A 25,192-nucleotide genomic window follows, 5' to 3' on the forward strand; every position below is an offset into this window, starting at 1 on the left:
TTGCCGCGGTATTCAATCAGCGCGCCGCAGCCTCGAAGCGCTCGCCTGCACTGACCGGGAATCCACGCAGAAATTCCCCTGCAGCCAGGCGCCGGCTGCCCGGTTTCTGCAATTGCGCGAGGCGCACCGCCTGCGTCCCGCACGCGACCACGATACCGTCGGCATCGGCCACGAGCACGGTGCCGGGTTCCCCGTGCCCGGCAACGGGCTCGGCAAACCAGATCTTGAGCGGCACCTGCCGCAGGCTCGCGACCGCACCCGGGAACGGATTGAACGCCCGTACGGCACGGGCGACCGACGACGCGTCGCACTGCCAGTCGATCACCGCTTCGGCTTTGCCGATCTTGCCGGCGTAGGTCGCCCCTTCGGCCGGTTGCGGCATCGCGACGAGCTCGCCCGACGGCAGGCGGCGCAGCGCTTCGACGATCATCTGCGCGCCCAGCGCGGCCAGGCGGTCGTGCAGCGCGCCGGTGGTGTCCGCCGGACCGATCGGCACGGCGTGCTTCATCAGCATCGGCCCGGTGTCGAGCCCTTCGTCCATCTGCATGATCGTGATGCCGGTCTCGGTGTCGCCGGCTTCGATCGCGCGGTGGATCGGCGCGGCCCCGCGCCAGCGCGGCAGCAGCGATGCGTGGATGTTGAGGCAGCCGAACCGCGGCAGGTCGAGCACCGCCCGCGGCAGGATCAGGCCGTACGCCGCCACCACCAGCACGTCGGGCGCGCATGCGGCAAGCGTCGCGCGTTGCTCCTCGCCACGCAGGCTGGAAGGCTGGTCCACGGCGATGCCGTGGGCGAGCGCCAGCTGCTTGACCGGACTCGGGCTGAGCTTCATGCCGCGTCCGGCCGGCCGGTCGGGCTGGGTCAGCACCAGCGGGACTTCGAAGCCTGCGGCAAGAATCGCTTCCAGCGCTGCCGCAGCGAACTCCGGCGTGCCGGCGAATGCGACTTTCAGGGGGGCGGCCGTCACGCGGTGATCCGCGCTTTCTTGGCCAGCCGCGCCTTGATCCGCCCGAGCTTGAGCGGCGAAAGGTATTCGACGAAGACCCGGCCATCGAGGTGGTCGATCTCGTGCTGGATGCACACTGCGAGCAGGCCTTCGGCCTCGAGTTCGAACGGCTCGCCGCGCTCATCGAGCGCCCGGACTTTCACCCGTTCGGCGCGCGTCACTTTCTCATACACGCCCGGCACCGACAGACAGCCTTCCTCGCACGTCTGCTCGCCGGATTTCTCCAGGATTTCAGGATTGATGAAAGCGCGCAGCGTCGACCTGTCCTCGCTGACGTCGATCACGACGACGCGCTTGTGCACATCGACCTGCGTCGCCGCGAGACCGACGCCGGGCGCCTCGTACATTGTTTCGGCCATGTCCCTGACGAGCTGGCGGATCGAATCGTCGACCACGGCGACTGGCGCGGCGTGCTTGTGCAGTCGCGGATCTGGATAACGGAGAATTGGGAGTAGAGCCATGGATGCTTGCCGGGTTAATTCATTACGTGCAGAATTTCAAGTGCTTTGGCATGCTCGTCCGCGCGCCGTGGCATTCGAAATCAAGACCGCGGATTGGACCTTCGACCGGCCGCTGGCGTTCCGGTAACGCAGGAATCCGGTCTGCTCCAATCGGAAACGAGCATGATCCGCATTATATTCCCTCTGCTGTTCGGCATTGCGACCCTTCTGAGCGTGCCTGCGCTCGCCGACCAGGCGACGCTCGCGCACGATGCCCCCGACAGCTACACCGTCGTCCGCGGCGACACGCTGTGGGATATTTCCGGCCGTTTCCTCAGGCAGCCGTGGCGCTGGCCCGAAGTGTGGCGCCTCAACCGCGACCAGATCCGCAACCCGCACCTGATCTATCCTGGGCAGATCGTCGTGCTCGACCGCAGCGGCCCCTACCTGTCGATCGGTCGGCGGATCGGCGGCCCGCTCTATGAAAAGCGTTTCCCGCAGATCCATTCGGAAGAGGTCGACAGCGCGATCCCGAGCATTCCGATGCAGATCATCGAGCCTTTCCTGACGCGGCCGCTCGTCGTCGACGACGCGAAACTTGCCGGCGCGGGCACCGTCGTCGCCACTGAAACCAGCCGCGTCTTCATGGGCACGGGCGACACGGTGTTCGCCAAGGGCGTGGAAGGCAGCGACGTCTGGCAGGTGTTCCGGCCCGCGCGGCCGCTCGTCGATCCGGTGACGAACGAGGTGCTCGGCCACGAGGCGATGTTCCTCGGTACCGCGCGCGTCACCGGGCACGGCAGGCCGGCGACGCTGAAGCTGGTCTCGAGCGTCGAGGAGATCGGCGTCGGCGACCGCCTCGTCGTCAGCGAGCGGCCCGAGGTTTTCTCCTTCGTGCCGCATGCGCCCGACGCGCAGGTCGAAGGACGGCTGATCGGCATCTACCGCGGCGTCGTCGAGACCGGGCGCCATAACGTCGTCACCCTCAATATCGGCAGCCGCGCCGGGCTCGAGCGCGGGCACGTCCTCGCGTTGCACCGCGAGCGTGGCAGCGTCGTGTACAAGGACGACGAAGGCGGCAAGGAAACATTCGATCTGCCGCAGCAGCGTTACGGCCTCGCGTTCGTGTTCCGCGTGTTCGACCGCGTCGCCTATGCGCTGGTGATGGATGCGGACGGCCCGGTGACGGTCGGCGACAGCGTGCGCAAACCCTGAGCGTGACGCCGAGCGACGACGAACTGGCCGGGTGGCTGCGACTGACGCTGTATCCCGGCGTCGGCACCGAACGCCAGCGCGCGCTGCTGGCGGCGTTCGGACTGCCCGAGCAGATCTTCGCCGCCAGCCGCAGCGCCGTCGCGTCCGTCGTCGGCGCCGAAGTCGCCGACCTGCTGCGCGCGCCGCCCGACAACGAGAAAATCGATGCCGCGCTGACATGGGCCGCCCAACCCGGCAACCGCATCGTCACGCTCGCCGATCCGGAGTACCCGCGCGCGCTGCTCGATATTGCCGATCCGCCCGTCCTGTTGTATGTCAAGGGCGATCCGGCGCGGCTCTGCGGCCCGTCGCTCGCGATCGTCGGCGCGCGCTCGGCGACCGCACCCGGCATCAGCAATGCCGCTGCGTTCGCGAAGAGCCTCGCCGAATCCGGCCTCACGATCGTCAGCGGCCTCGCGCTGGGCATCGACGCCGCAGCGCACCGCGGCGCGCTGGCTCATCCGGAAGGCATCACCGTCGCGGTGATCGGCACCGGCGCCGATCGCGTCTATCCGGCACGCAATCAGGCGCTCGCCCGGCAGATCGCCGAACGCGGCGTGATCATCAGCGAATACCCGCTCGGCACGCCGGCGCTGCCGTACAACTTCCCGCGCCGCAACCGCTTGATCGCCGGCCTCGCGCGCGGCGTGCTGGTCGTCGAAGCCGCAGTCGGCAGCGGCTCACTGATCACCGCGCGGCTCGCGACCGAGAGCGGACGCGAAGTGTTCGCGATCCCGGGCTCGATCCATTCCCCGCTCGCACGCGGCTGCCACCGCCTGATCCGCGACGGCGCAAAGCTCGTCGAGACGGCCGCGGACGTGCTCGACGAGCTCAGCTGGGGCCTTCCGTCGCATACCCATGCGGCCGAAGCGGACGCTCCGGGCCGCCCGGCCCGACCCGCAAGGACGCGCGAAACCCGGCCCGCAGATCCGCCGTTCGAGCCCCGAACGCCGCCTCCCGCAGCGTCCGCCGAGGAGATCCGGGTGCTCGACACGCTCGGCCACGAGGCGCTGGATATCGACACCCTCACGGCCCGTTCCGGCTTGACGCTCGATGCGCTGTACGCCATTCTGCTTGCGCTGGAGCTCGAAGGGCACGTGACCCGCTTGCCGGGAGGCCGGTTCCAGCGCCTTTGATTCCCTCGTGTGCCAAACATGTTCGACATCCTGGTCTACCTCTTCGAGAACTACCTCCACGCCGCCGCGTGCCCCGAATCCGAGCAGCTTGCGCGCAAGCTCTCCGCAGCAGGCTTCGAGGAGGACGAAATCACCGAAGCGCTCGACTGGCTTTCCGGTCTGCGCGCAATCGCCGTGTCGCCGCTCGCGAAAGTGCCGCAACCGGATTCGATCCGCCTCTACGCCGCGGAAGAACAGGCGAAGCTCGACACCAGTTGCCGCGGCTTTCTCGCGTTCCTCGAAAACGCCGGCGCGCTCGATCCGCAGACCCGCGAGCTGATCATCGAACGCACGATGGCGGTCGACGGTTTCCACGTGAACCTGCACCGTTTCAAGGTCATCGTGCTGATGGTCCTGTGGCAGCAGGAGCAACCGCTCGACAGCCTGATCCTCGACGAACTGCTGACCGACGAAGCGGAAGAACTCGCTCCGGTCCTGCAGTAAAGTCTCCGGCCTGCGCTTGCACGTGCCGCAGCGGCGTGCTTATCATGCGCCGCTCGATAACCCTCAACCGAAAACGCCCCGGCGCTTTTCGAAGGCAGCCCTACCGGCATGAGCAAGCAACTGATCATTGCGGAAAAACCCTCCGTCGCGCAGGACATCGCCCGCGCACTCGGCGGTTTCACGAAGGAAAAGGACTATTTCGAGTCCGACGAATACGTGCTTTCATCGGCCGTCGGCCACCTTCTCGAACTGGCCGTGCCCGAGGAATACGAAGTCAAGCGGGGCAAATGGACGTTCGCGCACCTGCCGGTGATCCCGCCGCGCTTCGCACTGAAACCGATCGAGAAGACCGATGACCGGCTGAAGCTGCTGACCCGCCTGATCAAGCGCAAGGACGTCACCGGGCTCATCAACGCGTGTGACGCGGGACGCGAAGGTGAGCTGATCTTCAGCTTCATCGTGCAGCACGCGAAGACCGACAAGCCCATATCGCGGCTGTGGCTGCAGTCGATGACCGCCGGCGCGATCCGCGACGGCTTTGCGCAGCTGCGTTCGGCACAGGAAGTCGAAGGCCTGCGCTCGGCGGCAGTGTGCCGCGCCGAGAGCGACTGGCTGATCGGCATCAACGGCACGCGCGCGATGACTGCGTTCAATTCGAAGACCGGCGGCTTTCACCTGACCACCGTCGGTCGCGTGCAGACGCCGACGCTGGCGATCGTCGTCGAACGCGAAGAGAAGATCCGCCGCTTCAAGCCGCGCGACTACTGGGAGCTCGAAGCGACGTTCGGCTGCAAGGCCGGCCGCTACGTCGGGCGCTGGTTCGACGAAAGTTTCCGCAAACCCGAAGGCGACGAGCACGCGACCGCGTTTCGGCTGTGGGACCGCGCCCGCGCCGACGCGATCAAGGCGAAGTGCGACGGCAAGCCGGGCATCGCCAGCGAGGAATCGAAGCCGTCGACGCAGCTGTCACCGCTGCTGTTCGACCTCACGAGCCTGCAGCGCGACGCCAACGGCCGTTTCGGCTTCTCGGCGCGCGTGACCCTGCAGATCGCGCAGGCGCTGTACGAAAAGCACAAGGCGCTGACCTATCCGCGAACCGATGCGCGCGCATTGCCGGAGGACTACGTCGGCACCGTCAAGGACGTGCTGCACGCGCTGCCCGACGACTACGCGCCGTTCGCCGGCGAAATCATGAAGCAGGGCTGGGTCAGGCCGAACAAGCGCATCTTCAACAACGCGAAGATCTCGGACCACTTCGCGATCATTCCGACCGGCACGGTGCCGAAAAGCCTGTCGGAAGCCGAACAGAAGATCTACGACCTCGTCACCCGGCGCTTCCTCGCGGTGTTCTACCCGGCTGCGGAATACCGCATCACGACCCGCATCACGCGCGTCGAGAACGAAGCGTTCAAGACCGAAGGCAAAGTGCTCGTGAACCCCGGCTGGCTCGCGGTGTACGGAAAGGAAGCGGCGAAGGCCGACGACGAAGGCGGCGCACAGCTCGTCGCCGTCGAGCAGAACGAACGCGTCGCGACCGAGGACATCCTCGTCAAGGCGCTCGTGACGAAGCCTCCCGCACGCTACAACGAAGCGACGCTGCTGTCGGCGATGGAAGGCGCCGGCAAGATGGTCGACGACGAGGAACTGCGTGCGGCGATGGGCGAGCGCGGACTCGGCACGCCGGCCACGCGCGCGCAGATCATCGAAGGGCTGATCGCCGAGCAGTACCTGCACCGCGAAGGCCGCGAGCTGATCCCGAGCGCGAAAGCGTTCTCGCTGATCACGCTGCTCAAAGGCCTCGACGTGTCGTCCCTGACGTCGCCCGAACTCACCGGCGAATGGGAGCACAAGCTCGCGCAGATGGAGCGCGGCCAGCTGTCGCGCCCCGAATTCATGCGCGAGATCGCCGAAATGGCGCGCGAGATGGTCGAGCGCGCGAAGCGCTACGAATCCGACACCGTGCCGGGCGATTTCGCGACGCTGTCCGCGCCGTGCCCGAAATGCGGCGGCGTCGTCCGGGAAAACTACAAGAAGTTCGCGTGTCAGGCGTGCGACTGGAGCGCGTGGAAAATCGTCGCCGGCCGCCAGTTCGAGATCCACGAGATCGAGACCCTGCTGCGCGAACGGCGCGTCGGACCGCTGACCGGCTTTCGCAGCAAGATGGGACGGCTGTTCAACGCCGAGATCCGCCTCAACGACGAGCAGCAGCCGGAGTTCGATTTCGGCCAGCCGAAGGACGACGGCGAAGGCGCCGAGCCGGTCGATTTTTCCGCGCAGGAGCCGCTCGGCCCGTGTCCGAAGTGCGGCGCGCGCGTGTTCGAGCACGGCATGGCGTATGTCTGCGAGAAATCCGTCGGGCCGGAAAAATCCTGCGATTTCCGTTCGGGCAAAGTCATCCTGCAGCAGCCGGTCGAGCGCGAACAGATGGTGAAGCTGCTCGCCGACGGGCGCACGGACCTGCTCAAGGGATTCGTGTCGACGCGCACGCGGCGCAAGTTCTCGGCTTTCCTCGTACGCGGCGGCGACGGCAAAGTCGGCTTCGAATTCGAAGCGAAGACGCCGAAAGCGGGCGCGAAAGGCAAGACGGCAGCCGCCGCGGACGACGAAAAACCCCCGGTCGCCGCCACGGCGACGGCGAAACCCGCGCGCGCGCCGGCGCGCAAGCGCAGCAGCGCCGCCTGACATCGATTCGGCAGGGCTGCGGTTTGTCGCGAAACGGCCTCGGTCGCATACCGTCGTAAGCCGTGCGGCGCGGCTGCGGCCAAGACCGGTTCAGCGACCGAGCTCGCCGAGCAGGCGCTCGGCTGCGGCGACCTGATCGCCGAGCAGCGCGAATCCGCGCAGCGCCCCGCGGCGGTCGCGGAACACTGCCCTGACGCCGCGCTGCGTCGCCGCCTCGTGCCATTCCCCGGCGAGCGGCGGCGGTTCGCAGACGGTCACCGGGCAACTTTCGATCTGCAGGCGTCGTAGCCGCGCCGGCCAGCGCATGCGCCGTTTTCTCCCGCACAGCACCTCGGCAAGCACTTGGGCGCCGGCTTCGATCTCTTCCGCAAGCCTGAACAGGCGGCCGTCGATCTCGGCGCATTCGCCCAGCGCAAAAATGTCCGGATCGACAGTGCCCAGTGCCGGATCGACGACGATTCCGCGCGCCACGGCGAGCCCCGCGTCGCGCGCAAGTTCCGTCCGCGGCACCACGCCGCGCGCCAGCACCAACAGGTCGGCCGGAAACCGCACGCCTGCGAGCGTCGTCAGCTCCAGCTCGTCCGGACCCTGGTCGATGCGCTGGATGCCGTCCTCGGTCATCACCTGCACTCCTGCGGCCTGCAGCGCCTGCGCGACGCGTGCCGCGCTGAGCGCCGGCAACGTTTCCGCGAGCAGCTGGTTCGCGGGTTCGAGGAGCGTCACGTGACAGCTCGAACGCGCGAGATTGTCGGCCAGTTCACAGCCGGCAAGGCCTCCGCCGAGCACGACGACGCGGTTTCGGCCGGCCAGTTCGCTGCGCAGATAGGCATAGTCGGCGAGACTTCCCAGCGTCAGCGCCTGCGACGCCGCCGTTCCCCGCAGCCCCGGCTCGCGCAGCGCCGCGGCGCCGGTCGCGAGCACGAGTTGTCCGTACCCGTGCCGGCCTTCGCGCATCACCAGTTCATGGCGCAGCCGGTCGATCCGCAGGATGTGGCGATGCGCGAGGATCGTCGCCCCGTAGCGGTGCGCCATTTGCTCGACGGTTGCGAGGACGAGGCCCCGGGGCCGTGTGCGCGCGCCGAGCGCGCGCGCCAGGTGGAATTTTTCGTAGGCTGCGCCGTCGTCCCGCGTGATCAGCACCAGCGGCCGGTCGCGATCGATCTGCCGCAGCGCACGCAGCAGCGCGTACCCGGCAGCTCCGGTGCCGACGATGACGAGCGGCGCATTCACCCCGCCGCTCCTGCACATCGGGCGCTCGGGCGCCCGCCTGGGCTTCGTTCGCCGGGCGTGACCGCCTTCAGCGTCACGCCGGCCGCCCGCCGCGTGGCCGGCAGTCCATCGCCCGGAAGTTCATGGTGCTTCCGCCGTTTCCACCGCCGCGAGCCGTCCGATCGGCCGGACTCCGGGCAGCGCGCTTTCGAGGATCGCGGTGCGCAACACGTCGATCGCGCCGCTGCGCGGATACGTCACGCGCCACGCCAGCGCAACGCGCCGGGAAGGCTCCGGCGCCGCGAACGGACGGACTGCGACGAGCGGATTGTGCGCCGGGAGCTCGTCGGCTGCCGAGCTCGGCAACACCGTCACGCCGAGGCCGGTCGCGACCATGTGGCGGATCGTCTCCAGCGAGCTGCCTTCGAGCGTGCGCTGCAACCCGCTGACGTTGCGGCAGTGCGGGCACACTTCGAGCACCTGGTCGCGGAAGCAGTTGCCGGCGCCGAGCAGCAGCAGCTGCTCTTCGGCGAGCATGTCGGGGTCGATCCGCTCCTGGCCGTGCCACGGATGCGCGGCCGGAATCAGGACGCGGAACGGCTCATCGTAGACCGGCTGGGCGACGATCCCGGGCTCGGCGAACGGCAGTGACAGGATCACGACGTCGAGTTCGCCGCGCTTGAGCGCCTCGGCGAGGCGGGCCGTATAGTTTTCCTGGATGATCAGCGGCATGCGCGGCGCGAGTCGATGCACGCGCGGGATCAGGCGCGGCAACAGGTAAGGCCCGATCGTGAAGATGACTCCGAGCCGCAACGGCTCCGCCAGCGGGTCTTTGCCGGCGGATGCGATCTCCGGGATCTGCGCCGCCTCCAGCAGCACTTTCTCGGCCTGCGAGACGATGCGCCGTCCGGTCGCGGTGATCTTCACTTCGGTCGCACTGCGCTCGAACAGTTGTACGCCGAGTTCCTCTTCGATTTTCTTGATCGCGACCGACAGCGTCGGCTGGCTGACATGGCACTTCTCGGCCGCGCGGCCGAAGTGGCGTTCACGGGCAAGCGCTACGAGGTATCGCAGGTCGGTCAGGGTCATCGCGTCGGTCCGCCGCGGAAAAAATATCGAAAGATATTACTCCGTACCCCGCCGGCGCAGACAAGCTCCGCCGGCCGCTTCCGGATCGCTCCCTGCGCAAACGAACCTCTTGGCCGGCGCGATGGAATCTGAAACCCGGCCGGGGACGCTGCCCGCACTGGATCGCACGCCGGTTGCGCCGGCTCCGCCCGCGATGACGCAGGGATCGCCGACGAATTCATGCCGGGAACAATTTGCCTGCCCTGCAAGTCCACCGACGCAGGCAATTTTCTTCAGGGATACAGGAAAAACATGAAAAACCATCCGTTCAGCCGCTCGCTCGTCGTCGCTCTCGCCGCCATTGTGCCGGCCGCAATCGGCCTGCTCCCGTCTCCGCCGGCATTCGCCGCGGCGGAATCCGTGGCGCCCCTGGTCGCGCCAAACTCCTTCGGCCTGCCCGATTTCGGTGACCTCGTCGAGCGCGTCGGCCCGGCGGTGGTCAATATCAGTGTCGTGCAGGAACGCGCCGCACCGGAAGGCGGGGCGCTCGAAGATCCGTTCTACGACTTCCTCCGGCGCTTCGGCGTGCCGGTGCCGGGCATGCCGGGGATGCCGGGCATGCCCGGCCAGGGCGGCCCGCAGATCAGTCGCGGCATCGGATCGGGTTTCATCGTCAGTGCCGACGGTTACGTGCTGACCAATGCGCACGTCGTCGGCGCGGGCGCGGGCGCCGGTGAGGGCGAAGTCCAGTCCGAAGTGACCGTGCGGCTCATCGACAAGCGCGAGTTCAAGGCGAAAGTGGTCGGCACCGATCCGCGCACCGACATCGCGCTGCTCAAGATCGACGCCACCGGCCTGCCGGTGGTGCGCACCGGCAACGCCGAGAAAGCGCGCGTCGGCGAATGGGTGGTCGCGGTCGGTTCGCCATTCGGCTTCGACAACACCGTGACGGCAGGCATCATCTCGGCGAAAGCGCGGCGCCTGCCGGACGAGAACTACGTGCCGTTCATCCAGACCGACGTCGCGATCAACCCCGGCAACTCAGGCGGCCCGCTGTTCAACCTCGCTGGCGAAGTCATCGGCATCAACTCGCAGATCTACTCGCGCTCGGGCGGCTTCATGGGCATCTCGTTCGCGATCCCGATCGATGTCGCGTTGAACGTCAAGGACCAGCTCATCCAGTATGGCCGCGTGCAGCGCGGCAAGCTCGGCGTCACGATCCAGGGCATGACGCGCGAGCTCGCGCAGTCGTTCGGACTTGCCGAACCGAAAGGCGCGCTGGTCTCAAACGTCGAAGCGGGCAGCGCCGCGGACAAGGCCGGCATCAAAGCCGGCGACGTCGTGCTCGGCGTCAACGGCACGAAGATCGATGACTCGGGCGACCTGCCGCGCATCATCGGCGACAAGCGCCCCGGCACCGAGGTGAAGCTTGAACTGTGGCGCGACGGCCGCACCCGCACGGTGACGGCGACGCTCGGCGAGATGCGCGGCGAAGCGATCGCGGGAGGCCGCGGCGAGCCGGGCAGTCCGCAGGGCGAAGACGCCGGCGGCAAGCTCGGCCTCGTCATTCGCCCGCTGACTGCGGAAGAAGCGGCGCAGCTGGACGTGCACGGCGGCATCGTCATCGAGCGCGCAACCGGTCCGGCGCAACGTGCCGGGCTGCAACGCGGCGACGTCATACTCTCGCTGAACAACCAGCCGGTGTCGGACGTCGCGTCGTTCCGCACGATGATCGAAAAAGCCGGCGACCGCTTCGCGCTGCTGATCCAGCGCGGCGGGGCACGCATCTTCGTGCCGATGCGCGTCAACTAGGCGGAACCGGGCGTCGTTCTGGCCGCGCCGGCGGAGAGGGCTCCGCCGGCGTACCCACGGACACCACGCTGCGTGCGGCGAGGAACTCTTTGAGGATCACTGCCGTGTGCGAAGCGAAACACTCGCACACGGCCTCGACCGGCCCCTGCGCGACGATTTCGCCGCCGCCGTCTCCGCCTTCCGGGCCGAGATCGATCAGCCAGTCCGCTTCGGCCATGACGTCCAGATCGTGCTCGATCGCCAGCACCGTATGGCCGGCGTCGGCGAGCCGCTGCAGCACGCGGATCAGCTTGTCGACGTCCGCCATGTGCAGCCCGACGGTCGGCTCGTCGAGAACATACAGCGTGTGCTTTTCCGCCGGCAGCGGCCGTCCGGCGGTCGCCGCACGCATTGGGGTGCTGTCGCCGGCGCGGCTGCGCACTTTCGCCAGTTCGGTGACCAGCTTGATGCGCTGCGCTTCGCCGCCGGACAGCGTCGGGCTCGACTGGCCGAGCGTCAGGTAGCCGAGGCCGACGTCCTGCAGCAGCGCGAGCGGGTGGGCGATCGACGGATGCGCGGCGAAGAACCCGACCGCTTCGTCGACCGGCATCGCGAGCACGTCGGCGACTGTCTTGTCGCGCCAGCGCACCGCAAGCGTCTCGGGATTGAAGCGCGCGCCGCCGCACGCGTCGCACGGCAGCTTGACGTCCGGCAGGAAGCTCATCTCGACCGTCGTCTGGCCCTGCCCTTCGCACACCGGGCAGCGCCCGGCGCCGGTGTTGAACGAGAAGCGCGACGCGCTCCAGCCGCGTGTCCTGGCTTCGAAAGTCTCGGCGAACAGCTTGCGGACTGCGTCCCAGAAGCCGACGTAGGTCGCCGGGCATGAGCGCGGCGTCTTGCCGATCGGCGTCTGGTCGACTTCGAGCACGCGGCCGATCGCCTGCCAGCCTTCGATCGCGCGGCAGCCGAGCAACTCGACATCGCTGCGCTGCGGCTGCGCCTGGCCGCGGCGCCGCGCGCGCGCTGCGTCCGGGTCGCCGAGCAGCTTGCCCAGGTTCGCGTGGATCACGTCGCGCGCGAGCGTCGATTTGCCTGAGCCGGACACGCCTGTGACGACCGTCAGGCGCGCGAGCGGGACGGCGGCCGACACGTCGCGCAGGTTGTGCAGGTTCGCCCCGACGACGCGGATTGCCGGATGCGCGTCGTCGAGCGGCCGGCGCGGACGCAGCGGATGCTGCAGCGGCGCGCGCAGGAAAGCGCCGGTCGCCGATTCGGGCGCAGCGATCAGGTCTGCGAGGCGACCTTCGGCGACGACGCGGCCGCCGCGCACGCCGGCGCCGGGACCGAGGTCGATGACATGGTCGGCGCGGCGGATCGTCTCCTCGTCGTGTTCGACGACGAGCAAGGTGTTGCCGCGGTCGCGGAGCCGCTCGAGCGTGTCGAGCAGCAGGCGGTTGTCGCGTGGATGCAGCCCGATCGTCGGCTCGTCGAGGATGTAGCACACGCCGCGCAGGTTCGAGCCGAGCTGCGCGGCGAGCCGGATGCGCTGCGCCTCGCCGCCCGACAGCGTCGGCGCGCCGCGGTCGAGCGCGAGGTACGCGAGCCCGACCTGCTGCAGGAAGTCGAGCCGGCCGCGAATCTCGGCGACGAGGTCGCGCGCGATGTCGATCTCGCGCCCGACGAGCCGCAGGCCGTCGAAGAACGCGGCGAGCGCCGCGACCGGCTGCGCCGACAGTTCGTGGATGCCGCGCTCGCGGAAACGTACCGCGCGCGCGACCGGGTTCAGCCGCGTGCCCTCGCACGCCGCGCAGACTGCGTCGGTCACCTGCTCGGTGTCGGCGAGATCGAGTTCGTTCGCATCCTCGACGCGGCCGACGACGTGCTGCCCCGTGCCGTAGCAGCTCGGGCACCAACCGTGTTTGGCGTTGTACGAGAACAGGCGCGGATCCGGTTCCGGAAAGCTGTCGCCGCAGCACGGGCAGGCGCGCAGCGTCGAGAACGTGGCCGGACTCGCGCCGAGTTTGCCGAGCTCGAGCACCTTGACGACGCCCTTGCCGTGTTCGAGCGCTTCGGCGAGCTGCATGCGCAGCGCCGCCTCGTGCTCCGGCGCGACGACGACCATGCCGACCGGCAGCTCGATCGTGTGCTCGACGTAGCGGTCGAGGCGCGGCCATTTGGCAGTCGGCACGTACTCGCCATCGACGCGCAGCTGCGTATATCCCTTGCCTTTCGCCCATTTCGCGATCGCCGTGTACAAGCCCTTGCGGTTCGTCACGAGCGGCGCAAGGAGCTCGATCGATGTGCCGCGGTAATCACGCTGGACCTGCGCGGCGATCGCATCGAAGCTCTGCGGCGACACCGGCACGTCGCACTGCGGGCAGTACTGCGTGCCGAGCTTGACGTACAGCAAGCGCAGGAACGGCTGGATCTCGGTCAGCGTGCCGACCGTGCTCTTCCTGCCGCCGCGGCTCACGCGCTGCTCGATCGCGACCGTCGGCGGAATGCCGAACAGCGCATCGACGTCCGGGCGCGCGGCCGGCTGGACGAACTGGCGCGCGTAGGCGTTCAGCGATTCGAGGTAGCGGCGCTGCCCTTCGCCGAACACGATGTCGAATGCGAGCGTCGATTTGCCCGAGCCGGACAGGCCGGTGATCACGGTGAAGCGGTCGCGCGGGATCGACAGGCTGACGTTCTTCAGGTTGTGCTCACGCGCGTGGCGGATCTCGATCGCCGGCGCGGCGGGGCGGTAACGCGCAGCGGGTTCGGCGGCCACGAGGCCATTCGCGGGGGGCGCGCCGGGCGCCTCCGCCGCGAATTCCGCGTCATACGCGCGCAACGCGCGGCCGGTATGCGACGCGGCGCAGGCGATAACGGCGTCCGGCGGCCCGGCGACGACGAGGGTGCCGCCGTCCTCGCCGCCTTCCGGGCCGAGATCGATGATCCAGTCGGCGGCGCGCAGCACGTCGAGGTTGTGTTCGATGACGACCAGCGCATGGCCCGCATCGAGAAGCTTTTCGAACGCCCGCAGCAGCGTCGCGACGTCGTCGAAATGCAGCCCGGTGGTCGGCTCGTCGAACAGGAACAGCAGCCGGCCGGGCGCTTGCGCGTTACTGCGCGCAGCTTTGCCGGCAGGTCGGCGGCCGGCGAGTTTCGCCGAATCGGCGAGATGGCCGGCAAGCTTCAGGCGCTGCGCTTCGCCTCCCGACAGCGTCGGCACCGGCTGGCCGAGCCGCAGGTAGTCGAGGCCGACATCGGCGAGCGGCGCGAGCGCAGCCTGGACCGCAGGCTGGTCGGCGAAGAACGCGAGCGCTTCCGACACCGTCAGCGCGAGCACGTCAGCGACCGACCGGCCGCGCCACGCGAGCTCGAGCACTTCCGGCCGGTAGCGCTTGCCGTCGCAGTCCGGGCAGCGCAGATAGACGTCGGACAGGAACTGCATCTCGACGTGTTCGAAGCCCGAGCCGTTGCAGGTCGGGCAACGGCCGGTGCCGGCGTTGAAGCTGAACGTGCCGGGCGTGTAGCCGCGGCTTGTCGCTTCGGGCAGTGCGGCGAACAGCGCGCGGATCGCGTCCCACGCGCCGACGTAGCTGACCGGATTCGAGCGCGCGCTCTTGCCGATCGCCGACTGGTCGACCATGACGACGCCGGCAAGCGTTTCGGCGCCTTCGAGGCGCGCGAACGCGCCGGTCGCGTCGCTGCCCTGGCCGAAACGCTTCGCCAGCGCCGGGTACAGCACGTCCTGGATCAGGCTCGACTTGCCCGAACCGGACACGCCGCTGACGCATACCAGGCGGCCAAGCGGAAAATCGACATCGATGCCGCGCAGGTTGTGCTCGCGCGCGCCGACGAGCCGCAGCAGCGGGTCGCCCGGCAAGACCGGGCGCAGCCGGCGGCCGGCATCGACGCGCTTGCGCCCGGCGAGATAGGCGCCGGTCAGCGACGCCGGGTCGGCCGTAATCGTGGCGGGCGGCGCGTAGCCGACGATCTCGCCGCCGCGCTCGCCGGGACCGGGTCCGATGTCGAGCAGGCGGTCGGCCGCGCGCATCAGCTGTGGGTCGTGTTCGACGACGACGAGCGTGTTGCCCGCGTCGCGCAGCCGTGTCATTACCGCGAGGATACGGTCGATGTCACGCGGATGCAGGCCGATCGACGGCTCGTCGAGGACGAACAGCGTATTGACGAGCGAAGTGCCGAGCGCAGTCGTCAGGTTGATGCGCTGCACTTCGCCGCCCGACAGCGTGCGCGACTGGCGGTCGAGCGTGAGATACGCCAGCCCGACGTTGGCGAGGTAGTCGAGGCGGCTCCTGATCTCGCCGAGCAGCAGTCCGGTCGCTTCGTCGAGGCCGGCCGGCAGTTCGATGCGGGCGATGAAATCGCGCACGCGGCTGACGGGAAGCGCCATCAGTTCGTGGATCGCAAGGCCGGGGCGGCGCGAATCCGCAGGGTTTCCGTCACCCAACCGCCACAGCAGCGCTTCCGGCTTCAGCCTTGCGCCGTGACAGGCCGGGCACTCCGTGTAGCTGCGGTAACGCGACAGCAGCACGCGGATGTGCATCTTGTAGGCTTTGCTCTCGAGCCAGTCGAAGAAGTGGCGCACGCCGTACCACTTGCGCGGCCAGGACGCGTCCCAGCTTTTCCACTCCGGATCGCCTTCGAGCACCCAGCGACGATGTTCCGGCGGCAGGTCGCGAAACGGGATGTCCATCGCCACGCCGTATTTCTTCGCCATCTTCGCCATGTCTTCCTGGCATTCGCGGTAGCTCGCGGTCTGCCAGGGTTTGACGGCGCCTTCGGCGAGCGTCTTCGATTCGTCCGGGATCACGAGGGCGAAATCGACGCCGATGACGCGGCCGAAACCGCGGCAGGTTTCGCACGCGCCGAGCGGCGAGTTGAACGAGAACAGGCCCGGCGTCGGCTCGGCGTAATGGATGTCGCAGTCGGCGCAGTGCAGGTCGCGGGAAAAGCGCCATACCGTTTCGCCGCCGTCATGCTGGGCGCACACCGCGAGGTGCCCGTGGCCGTGCTGCAACGCCGTCTCGATGGCTTCAATGACGCGGCTGCGCCCCGCGTTCGACAAGCGCAAGCGATCCTGCACGACGTGCAGCAGATCGCCTGCCGGCGCGGATTCGCGCAGGTGGATGCGCGTATAGCCCTGCCGGTTCAGCAGCGCAGTGATCTCGTCCTCGCTGAAATTCGCCGGAACCGGGACCGCGAACGTCAGCACGAGGCGCGGATCGTCCGCGGCGCAGCGCTCGACGAGCGCAGCAAAGATGCTGTCCGGATCGTCACGCCGCACCGGTGCGCCGCAGCCCCGGCAATACAGCCGCGCGGCGCGGGCATAGAGCAGCTTGAAGTGGTCGGCGAGCTCGGTCATCGTGCCGACCGTCGAGCGCGAGCTCTTCACCGGGTTGGTCTGATCGATCGCGATCGCCGGCGGCACGCCTTCGATGCGATCGACCTGCGGTTTGTCCATCCGGTCGAGAAACTGGCGCGCGTACGGCGAGAACGTCTCGACGTAGCGCCGCTGCCCTTCGGCATACAGCGTGTCGAACACCAGCGACGACTTGCCCGACCCCGACACGCCGGTGACCACCGTGATCTCGTTCAACGCGATGTCGAGCGAGAGGTTCTTCAGGTTATTCTGGCGTGCGCCGACGATGCGGATGTGGTCTGACATGGGGCGGAAGCGGACGATCCGGGATGGGGGTCAAGAAAATGGATTCTAGTCTCGCTCCGCGGTTTCCTCGGCGAAATCGGTGATGCGCCGGCACGCCTCTTGCGTTACGGCTTTGCGTCATTTTCGCCGGGTGAGCCCGGAATGCTCGTCCGTTCCGTATCGTGCGCACTGACTGGTAGGCTGTTCAAACACTTGAGACTTGCGATCCGCTGCCGACCGGCGCCGGAATCGCGGGCCGCCGAAGCGGGCGACATCATTCTGGTGCGCGGGATCACCAAAAAGATGCCTCCGTCCGACCAAAGGAGACCGAGATGTTGAGCCTGTTCGACTGCATGGATTTCATCGACCTCGACAGCGACACCATCGATGTCATCGCCCGGCACGATCGCCTCCCTGCAATGCTCGCCGCCCAACGCGGCAGCCAGTTGCTCGCCGACCCGAACGGCATCTGGCAGCTGCATCAGATGCACCGCGAATTGATCGAGCAGGCGGCTCGGCGCGGTCTGCTCGGACAGGAAAAAACGCTGCGCGGGATCTACGCCGCGTTCAGCCGCAAGTACCCGATGCCCCGCCAGATGTAATCACGAAGACCGCCACGGGACCCGCACGCAGCGGGTCCCGTGGCGGCGACATCGGCTTACTTGACGCGGTTCTTGTACTCGTCGGTGCGGGTATCGATTTCGATCTTGTCGCCGATCTCGACGAACGCCGGCACCGGCAATTCGAAGCCGCTGGCGATCTTCGCCGGTTTCATGACCTTGCCCGACGTGTCGCCCTTGACGGCGGGTTCGGTGTAGATCACTTCGCGGACCACCGAATTCGGCAGGTCGACCGAAATCGCCTTGCCGTTGTAGAACACCACTTCACACTGCAGGCCGTCTTCGAGGTACTTCAGCGCGTCGGTCATGTTCTCGGCTTCGACTTCGTACTGCTCGTAGTCCGCGTCCATGAACACGTACATCGGGTCGGCGAAGTACGAGTACGTGACTTCCTTCTTGTCGAGCTGGACGACTTCGAACTTGTCGTCGGCCTTGTACACCGACTCCGAAGGCGCCCCGGTCAGGAGGTTCTTGAGTTTCATCTTCACGACCGCGGAGTTGCGGCCGGACTTGTTGTATTCGGCCTTCTGCACCACGAGCGCGTCGGCGCCCACCATGATGACGTTGCCCGAGCGAAGTTCCTGTGCGGTTTTCATGCTGTTTCCTGTCGAACGGGGCGGCCCCGTAAATATTTAAAAACCGGTCATTTTACTGCGTTCCGCGAAAATTGCACCAGCGAGGAAGCCAGATCCGGCGCGCTCGCAAGCGCCTGCGCCCAGGACCGGTTATGGGCGCGGAGCGCAGGCAACGCGACCTCGAAAAGGCGCCACGCCGCGGCGACGTCGCCCCATCCGTTCCACGCGAGCCAGAACTGCCTGACCGCTGCCGCTGCGCTGCGTTCAATCGTCGCCGTGTAGCGGTCGAGAAAAGCTTCGAGCTTGATCCGGTGGGCGTCCTGTTCCTGCCGGTAAATGTGCCACGCGAACGGCTGGGCGGCCCACTGCGCGCGCACGAACGAGTCTTCGCCGCGGACGAAATTGACGTCGCACGCCCACAGCAGGCGGTCGTAGCGCTCCTGGTCGACGAAAGGCAGGACGGCCGCCGTCAACGCGCCGCGCCGGCGACACGCACCCGGTGCCACTCGCTCATCGCCGAAAAAACGCATCACGTCGCCGACGACGGGGCCTTCGGGCACGAGCAGCAGTACCGGTTCGTCGCCGTCCGCCCAGCGCGCGAGCAGCGCTGCGAGTGCGGGTTGTGCGTAGGCGAACAGCGAGATCAGGCGCGTTCCCGGTGGCGGCGTCGCGACCCCCAGCGAGCGCAGCAGCGCCTCCCGTGCCGCCGGCTGTGCCTGGAAACGGTCGCGCGCATCCAGCAGGCCCCGTTCGCGCAGCAACCCTGCGGTGCGCGGCGAAAAACCCGGAAAAAAGAAATGCTTCACCAGTGGCAGGCGGGGGTGCGGCGACGTCATGCGGTGGCAATCGTCGACCCAGCTTTCGGCCGACAGGTATTCGAGATTGACCCACGGCGGCGGCGATGGGCGCGCCGCCATCGCCGCCAGATAACTTTCCGGCAGCTCGCAGCCGAACGCCTCGATGACCGCGGCGGCCGGCTCGACGGACGGAAAGTCGCGACTCCAGCGACGAATTTCGACGCCGGCGGCAAGGAGTCGTCCGTCGACCGTCGAAATTTCCGGACACAGCCGCGAGAACGCTTCCAGGTCATCGATCCACAGGCGGACTGCGAGCCCGTGATCGCCCGCAAGCCCTTTGGCCAGGCGCCAGCAGACCCCGATATCCCCGAAGTTATCCACAACCCGGCAGAAGATGTCCCAGTCGAAAAGGCGTTCGTCAGCGCAAGCGTTCATTTTGGTGGACAAGCACAGGGAACAAGCGTGAATGCATTGTGGAAAAAGGGCTTCAACGGCGAATAGCCTGAATTCGACCACAATCCGCACACAGGTGAACAGCAGGTTTATCTACGGCTTTGTCCCGCGCCGAATCGCATGGGACTGCTGGAGAAAATCGACTTATCCACAGAAAAGCGGGCACTGTATACTTCTTTATCTTTAATTAATCTTAAAAAACAGAAGAACAAAAACACGAACCCGCGAAACGCGGCAAACGAAAACCCGCAGCCTCACCGAACCTGCGCAAAACCACTTCGAGCGGCGCTGGACGGCGCCCGGACTCTGCTGTACAAAGCGTCTTCAGCGAACGGGAAAATGATTTGGCTGGCAGGTCGCCGAACGTTTCCGGGTGCGGTTTTTCAGTCTGTTGTCGTATCGAAATCGGCCAACCGGGCGAGATCGCCGTCGTCCAGCCAGCGCCACTGGCCGGGGGCGAGGTCGTCGGGCAGCATCAGGCCGCCGATGCCGCTGCGGTGCAGCGACTCGACGCGATTGCCGGCAGCAGCGACCATGCGCTTGACCTGGTGGTACTTGCCTTCGGTGATCGTCAGCTTTAGACTCCGCTCCCCGGTCCGTTCGCAAGCCGCCGCTGCGACCGGTTCGGGATCGTCGTGAAGCTGCACGCCGGCGAGCAGCGCCTCGGTCATCGTCTCGTTGACGGGGTGACGCACGGCGACTTCGTAGATTTTCGGCACGCGTTTCCGGCCCGAGCTCCAGACGTGGATGAACTGGCCGTCATCGGACAACAGCAGCAGGCCGGTGGTGTCCTGGTCCAGCCGGCCGATCGGCTGGACGCCGCGGTTCACCAGCGGTTCCGGCAACAGCGCGAACACCGGCGCATGGAACTGCGGCTGGCGCGAGCACTCGTAACCGGAAGGTTTGTGCAGCATCAGGTAGGCCTTGTCGCGAAACCGCCAGGTCTCGCGATCGACCGTGAAGACCAGGTCTGCGGTCGGCAGGTCGGCAAAAGGATTGTCCTGGATCTGGCCGGAAATCGTCACGCGGCCGGCACGGATCAGGGCGCGACAAACCTTGCGGCTGCCGAAGCCCTGGGAGTGGAGAATTCGTTCGATATGCATCGGCGGATGCTAACCGAAGCGTTGGACTGTTGCCCCCCGCGGTACGGGAGTGGAGTGTGAACTTTGAACATGTGGTGGTGGTGAATGACCCCGCCGACCCCTTGCTCACCGAGCTCAATCGCGAAGAAGTGTGGTTCGGCCTGCTGTGCCGGGCTGAAGATGCGCGGCCGTTCCTGCCCGGGCTCGAAGCGTGCATGATCGTCGAGCGCAGCGAGAGCGAGCTCGTCCGGGAACTGCAGTTCGGCAGCGCGCTGATTCGCGACCGGGTCACGTTGATGCCGATGGAATCGATCCGCTTCGAGTCCGAGCGCACTGCAAGCCATCCCGGAGGCAGCCTGACGATCACGATCGAGGAACCGGCCGAAGGCGTCCTCGTGCTGCGTTTCCGCTACCTGACGACGTTGCCCGAAGAGGCGGGAAGTCCGGACCGGGCTTACGCCGAATACGTCAAGGCCGCTTATCATCAGTCGGATCTCGACACTGTTCGCGTGATCCGCATGATCGCCGAGTCGGGACGCATCCAGTAATCTCTCGTCATGCGCCGCATCGTCGCGAGTGCGCCGGAGCGGCCGTCCGATCATCGAAAATCCGGAAAAATCTTCATGTGGTTCAAGAACCTGCAGGTTTATCGCCTTCCCGCCGGCTGGGACATCAGCGCCGAGACGCTCGAGGACCAGCTGGCGCGCAAGCGGTTCGTGCCATGCGGCAGCCAGGATCAGGAAACCCGCGGCTGGGTGTCGCCGACCGGTGACGAATTCCTGCTGCACCGCGTCGGCGGCCAGTGGCTGATCGCGCTCGGCCTCGAGCAGAAGCTGCTGCCGTCGTCGGTAGTCAAGCAGGAGGCCGAAGAGCGCGCCGAGGACATCGCCGCACGCCAGGGCTACAAGCTCGGCCGCAAGCAGATGAAGGACCTGCGCGAACAGGTGATGCAGGAACTGCTGCCGCGGGCCTTCACGCGACGCCGCAAGGTCTTCGCGTGGATCGACCCTGTCGGCGGGTGGCTGGGCATCGATGCGCCGAGCCAGGCCCGCGCCGAGGACGTGCTGGAGGCATTGCGTCAGTCTCTCGATGCACTCCCGCTCGGTCTGCTGCGCACCGAGCGTTCGCCGACCGGCGCGATGGCCGACTGGCTCGCGGGTGGCGAAGCGCCGGCCGGGTTTACGATCGACCAGGATTGCGAGCTGCGCTCGGTCGGCGAGGACAAGGCTGCGGTGCGCTACGTGCGTCACCCGCTCGAAGGCGACGAGGTGCGCGGCCACCTCGCGGCCGGCAAGCTGCCGACGCGTCTCGCGCTGACGTTCGACGATCGCGTCAGCTTCGTGCTGAGCGAGAAGCTCGAGATCAAGCGCGTCGATTTCCTTGATGTCGTCAGGGAAAAGCTCGACGAGCAGGGGGCGGACGATGCGCGCGCGCTGTTCGACGGCGGTTTCGCGCTGATGACGGCAGAATTCGGCCGATTGCTGCCGGCGCTCATCGACGCCCTGGGCGGCGAGCTGAACGCCGGGGCGAGCGGCGTCGAGCTGCGGCCGGCGGCGTGACCGGCGACGGCACGGCTAGCGCGCGCGTTGGGCGAGCAGCTTTGCGAAATCCTCGGCCGGCAGCGGGCGGCTGAACAGGTAGCCCTGGTACGCGTCGCAGCCCTGCTCGGTGAGGAACGCGAGCTGCGCGTCGGTTTCGACCCCTTCGGCGAGCACCTTGATGTTGAGCTTGCGCGCCAGCGCGATGATGCCGGCGGTGATCTCCATGTCTTTGCGGTCGTCGGGAATGTGGCGGACGAAGCCCTGATCGATCTTCAGCATTTCGATCGGGAAGTTCTTCAGGTACGCGAGCGACGAGTACCCGGTGCCGAAGTCGTCGATCGCCAGCCCCAGCCCCATCGACTTGAGCAGGCCGAGGCGCTGCTCGGCCTGCGCTTCGTGCCCCATGATCATGCTCTCGGTGAGCTCGAGCTCGAGACATTCGGGCGGCAGCCCGGTGCGCTGGAGGATCGCCGCGATGCGGTCCGGCAGCTCGGCCTGCCACAGCTGGCGCGCCGACAGGTTCACGCCCACCCTGAGCGGCGCGAGGCCGGCGTCGCGCCACGTGCGCGCCTGCCGGCAGGCGGTCTCGAGCACCCACTCGCCCAGCGGCACGATCAGGCCGCTTTCCTCGGCGAAAGGAATGAAGCGGTTCGGCGACACCGCGCCTTCGTCCGTGGCCTGCCAGCGCACCAGGGCTTCGCACCCCGTCACGCGGCCGGTGGTGATGTCGATTTGTGGCTGGTAATGGACGACGAACGCCTGCTGTTCGAGCGCGACACGCAGGCGGCGCTCGAGGTCAACGTGCCGTTGCGCCGCCTGGCTCAAGGCTTCGGTGAAGAAGCGGAAAGTGTTGCGTCCCTGCGCCTTGGCCTGGTTCAGCGCGGCGTCGGCATGCTGGATCAGCTCGGCGGCGCTCGTGCCGTCCTGCGGATAGAGGCTGATGCCGACGCTCGCGCCGACATACACGACTTCGCCGCCGGGCAGCGAGAACGGTTCGCCCATCAGGTCGATCAGGTTCTGCGCGACGCTGGCCGATTCGTCGGGTTTCCTGAGGTTGTCGATGATGACGAGGAACTCGTCGCCGCCCCAGCGCGCCAGCGTGTCCTCCGGGCGCAGGCGCGTGCGCAGGCGCCACGAGATCGCGACCAGCAGCTCGTCTCCGGTGGCGTGGCCGAGGCTGTCGTTGATGTTCTTGAAGCGGTCCAGGTCGATGAACAGCACGCCGAGGCCGAGCTGCTGGCGGCTCGCCTGCTCGATCGCGTGTTCGAGGCGCGATTGCACCAGCAGGCGGTTCGGCAAGTTGGTCAGCGGGTCGTAATGCGCAAGGCGCTCGAGTTGGGCCTGGGACTGCTTCAACTGGCTGATGTCGGTCATCACGCCGACGTAGCGGACCGGCTTGTGGTCCTCGTCGTAGACGGTGCTGACGCTCAGCCACTGCGGATAAAGCTCGCCGTTCTTGCGGCGGTTCCAGATCTCGCCCTGCCAGTGGCCGGTGTGCGCGACGGAGTCCCACAGCTGGCGGTAGAACGCGTCGTCCTGCAGGCCGGATTTGAGCATGCTCGGAGTTTTCCCGAGCGCTTCCTCTTCGGAGAAACCGGTGATTTCGCACCACGCCCGATTGACGCTGACGATGCGCTGCGACAGGTCGGTGACCATGACGCCGTCACGCGTGCTCTCGATGACCGCTGCCGTCTGCCGCAATGCCGCTGCGGCGCGGAATTTCTGCACCGCGAGCGACGTCAGGCCCGAGAATTCGTCGATCAGTTCGATCATCGCCGGGTCGATCGGGCGCGGCCGGTAGAAATAGACTGCGACAGTGCCGAGCAGCTTGCCGCCGTCGTCGCGGAACGGGAATGACCAGCAGGCACGAAAATTCGCCTTGCGTGCGAGATCGCGATAAGCGTCCCAGTCCGGGTCGACGAACACGTCTTCAGTGAACACCGGCTCGCCGCGGGCCATTGCAGTGCCGCAGGTCCCCAGTCCTTCCGCCACTTCGAGGTTTTCGATGGCGTCGACGTAAAAGGCGGGAAGGTTCGGCGCGGCGGCATGGACGAGGCGGCTACCGGCTTCGTCGAGGAGCAGGATCGAGACGCGCATTTCCGGTGCGAGGCTTTCGAGCCGCCGCGCGACATCGTCGAGGATCACCGGCAGCGGATCGTCGCCGATGAGCCGGTTCAGCACGGCGCTACGCGCGGCCTGCAGCAGCTCGGTCTGCTTTTGCGCCGTGATCTCGGTCCAGGTGCCGACCACTTCGACCGCTGTCCCGCTGTCGTCACGCAGCACGCGCGCGTCGTCGCGGATCCACGTCACCTGCTCCTTGCCGCCGAGCAGGCGGTATTCGTGGCTGCGGTGCCCTTCGCGCAGCAGCACCGTCTGTGTCGCGATCCACGCCGCGCGCTCGTCCGGATGCACGTGCGCGAGCCACCAGCCCGGTGAAAGGGCATCTGCGGAGCTGACGCCGAGGATCGACACGATGTTGTCGCTGACCCAGCTCGTCTGCGGCTTGCCGTCGTCGCGGATCTGCAGCGTGTAGAGAACCGTCGGGCTCGCCGACAGCAGGTGCGTGAGATGGGCTGTGGTCGCCCGCAGTTCCGCCCGTTCGCGGATCAGTTCGGCGCGTTCGCGCACTTTTTCGAGTGTCGCCGGCAGCGCGTGCAGGTAGCCGGGGTATTTCGCGATGAAATCATCGACGCCCAGTTCCATCGTCCGCGCGACGAGGTCTTCGCCGCCGTGGGCGGAGACCAGCACGAGCGGCAGCGCGAGGCGGCGCTCGTGCCGCACGATGCGCGCGAGTTCCAGGCCGTCGAGGTCGCCGGGGGCGTGATCGAACAGCAGCACGTCGAAGTCGGATGCCGTGTCGAGAGCGGCCGGCAGGCGGGCCAGCACTTCGGCGGCGCTCGTGGCGATGGTCAGGTGGATGTGCGGCGCATAGTGCGCGAGGTGGCGGTGGGTTCGCAGCGCTTCGAGTTCGTCCTGTTCGCCATACAGCACGCGCAGCGGGCGAGTGCGCCGCCCGGCCGGGTCGCGAAATCGCGCCAGGGCGCCGCGCAGCGTGGCGGGCAATTGGTCGAGGTAGTCGGCGCGCTTGACCTGGTACGCATCCGCGCCGGCTTTCAGCGCTGCCATCGCTGCCTCGTGGTTGCCTGCGCCGGTCAGGACGACCACTGCGACCGGCAGATGATTCAGGCGCACGTGCGCAAGCAGGTCGAGGCCGGTGCCGTCGGGCAGATGCAGATCCGACAGCACGACGTCGAACGGCGGCGGCTGCGCTGTGAGGCGAGACAGTCCGCGCTGCAGCGTCGTGACCACTTCCAGCGCGATTTCGGGAGCCCGCTGCGCGAGCCTGCGCCGCGCCAGATCCGCATCCGTTTCGGAGTCCTCGATGTAGAGGACGCGCAT

General features: G+C 67.4%; 17 protein-coding genes. 8 read left to right on the forward strand and 9 right to left on the reverse strand.

All coding sequences use genetic code 11. The features are described 5' to 3' along the window. Window positions 1-16 precede the first annotated feature (16 nt). Complete coding sequence (fmt, locus tag EBN1_RS08315; protein WP_011237501.1) at window positions 17-967, reverse strand: methionyl-tRNA formyltransferase; 951 nt, start codon at window positions 965-967, stop codon at window positions 17-19. Next, on the reverse strand, window positions 964-1,467 hold the full coding sequence (gene def / locus EBN1_RS08320; RefSeq protein ID WP_011237502.1) for a peptide deformylase: 504 nt from the start codon (window positions 1,465-1,467) through the stop codon (window positions 964-966). The genes fmt and def overlap by 4 nt, the downstream gene beginning before the upstream one ends. A gap of 162 nt (window positions 1,468-1,629) precedes the next feature. Between def and EBN1_RS08325 the strand changes: the two genes are divergently transcribed. From EBN1_RS08325 to EBN1_RS08340, 4 genes are all read left to right on the forward strand, one after another. Continuing rightward, window positions 1,630-2,661, forward strand: coding sequence for a LysM peptidoglycan-binding domain-containing protein (locus EBN1_RS08325; RefSeq protein WP_041646042.1), 1,032 nt, complete (start codon window positions 1,630-1,632; stop codon window positions 2,659-2,661). 2 nt (window positions 2,662-2,663) lie between these two features. Continuing rightward, the gene (gene dprA / locus EBN1_RS08330; RefSeq protein WP_011237504.1) at window positions 2,664-3,836 is read left to right on the forward strand and encodes a DNA-processing protein DprA; all 1,173 of its coding nucleotides are present in this window, start codon (window positions 2,664-2,666) and stop codon (window positions 3,834-3,836) included. An 18-nt stretch (window positions 3,837-3,854) separates the two neighbouring features. Then, window positions 3,855-4,319, forward strand: coding sequence for a Smg family protein (locus EBN1_RS08335; RefSeq protein ID WP_041647065.1), 465 nt, complete (start codon window positions 3,855-3,857; stop codon window positions 4,317-4,319). Between the two features lie 108 nt (window positions 4,320-4,427). Beyond that, window positions 4,428-7,001, forward strand: a complete 2,574-nt coding sequence (locus tag EBN1_RS08340; RefSeq protein ID WP_011237506.1) for a DNA topoisomerase III — start codon at window positions 4,428-4,430, stop codon at window positions 6,999-7,001. Between the two features lie 90 nt (window positions 7,002-7,091). Here the strand turns inward: EBN1_RS08340 and EBN1_RS08345 are convergent, their stop codons facing one another. After that, window positions 7,092-8,231: an NAD(P)/FAD-dependent oxidoreductase gene (locus EBN1_RS08345; RefSeq protein WP_011237507.1), complete on the reverse strand. Its 1,140-nt coding sequence runs from the start codon at window positions 8,229-8,231 to the stop codon at window positions 7,092-7,094. 120 nt (window positions 8,232-8,351) lie between these two features. Continuing rightward, a complete protein-coding gene (locus EBN1_RS08350; RefSeq protein ID WP_011237508.1) occupies window positions 8,352-9,299 on the reverse strand; it encodes a hydrogen peroxide-inducible genes activator in 948 nt (315 codons plus the stop codon). Between the two features lie 291 nt (window positions 9,300-9,590). Here EBN1_RS08350 and EBN1_RS08355 point away from each other — a divergent pair, with 291 nt between their 5' ends. After that, window positions 9,591-11,090, forward strand: coding sequence for a DegQ family serine endoprotease (locus tag EBN1_RS08355; RefSeq protein WP_011237510.1), 1,500 nt, complete (start codon window positions 9,591-9,593; stop codon window positions 11,088-11,090). Here the strand turns inward: EBN1_RS08355 and uvrA are convergent. After that, window positions 11,083-16,746 (reverse strand): excinuclease ABC subunit UvrA, encoded by a 5,664-nt coding sequence (uvrA, locus tag EBN1_RS08360; RefSeq protein ID WP_011237511.1) that lies wholly within the window; start codon window positions 16,744-16,746, stop codon window positions 11,083-11,085. The genes EBN1_RS08355 and uvrA overlap by 8 nt on opposite strands. Window positions 16,747-17,057: 311 nt before the next feature. Here uvrA and EBN1_RS08365 point away from each other — a divergent pair, with 311 nt between their 5' ends. Then, window positions 17,058-17,327: a hypothetical protein gene (locus tag EBN1_RS08365; RefSeq protein WP_041646044.1), complete on the forward strand. Its 270-nt coding sequence runs from the start codon at window positions 17,058-17,060 to the stop codon at window positions 17,325-17,327. Window positions 17,328-17,383: 56 nt separating this feature from the next. Here EBN1_RS08365 and efp read toward each other — a convergent pair whose 3' ends face one another. The 3 genes from efp to EBN1_RS08380 form a co-directional block, all read right to left on the reverse strand. Next, window positions 17,384-17,941, reverse strand: coding sequence for an elongation factor P (efp, locus tag EBN1_RS08370; protein WP_011237513.1), 558 nt, complete (start codon window positions 17,939-17,941; stop codon window positions 17,384-17,386). Window positions 17,942-17,988: 47 nt separating this feature from the next. Next, window positions 17,989-19,152 (reverse strand): elongation factor P maturation arginine rhamnosyltransferase EarP, encoded by a 1,164-nt coding sequence (gene earP / locus EBN1_RS08375; RefSeq protein WP_011237514.1) that lies wholly within the window; start codon window positions 19,150-19,152, stop codon window positions 17,989-17,991. A gap of 401 nt (window positions 19,153-19,553) precedes the next feature. Continuing rightward, window positions 19,554-20,273 (reverse strand): 16S rRNA pseudouridine(516) synthase, encoded by a 720-nt coding sequence (locus EBN1_RS08380; RefSeq protein ID WP_011237515.1) that lies wholly within the window; start codon window positions 20,271-20,273, stop codon window positions 19,554-19,556. A 56-nt stretch (window positions 20,274-20,329) separates the two neighbouring features. Here EBN1_RS08380 and EBN1_RS08385 point away from each other — a divergent pair, with 56 nt between their 5' ends. Further along, window positions 20,330-20,800, forward strand: coding sequence for an SRPBCC family protein (locus EBN1_RS08385; RefSeq protein WP_011237516.1), 471 nt, complete (start codon window positions 20,330-20,332; stop codon window positions 20,798-20,800). Between the two features lie 75 nt (window positions 20,801-20,875). Beyond that, window positions 20,876-21,811 carry a recombination-associated protein RdgC gene (locus tag EBN1_RS08390; RefSeq protein WP_011237517.1) on the forward strand — a complete coding sequence of 312 codons (936 nt, stop codon included), beginning with the start codon at window positions 20,876-20,878 and terminating at the stop codon, window positions 21,809-21,811. Between the two features lie 15 nt (window positions 21,812-21,826). On the opposite strand, the gene EBN1_RS08395 is transcribed toward EBN1_RS08390, so the two are convergent. Continuing rightward, a complete protein-coding gene (locus EBN1_RS08395; RefSeq protein ID WP_011237518.1) occupies window positions 21,827-25,192 on the reverse strand; it encodes an EAL domain-containing protein in 3,366 nt (1,121 codons plus the stop codon).

It is taken from the genome of Aromatoleum aromaticum EbN1 (assembly GCF_000025965.1).
GTDB lineage: Bacteria > Pseudomonadota > Gammaproteobacteria > Burkholderiales > Rhodocyclaceae > Aromatoleum > Aromatoleum aromaticum.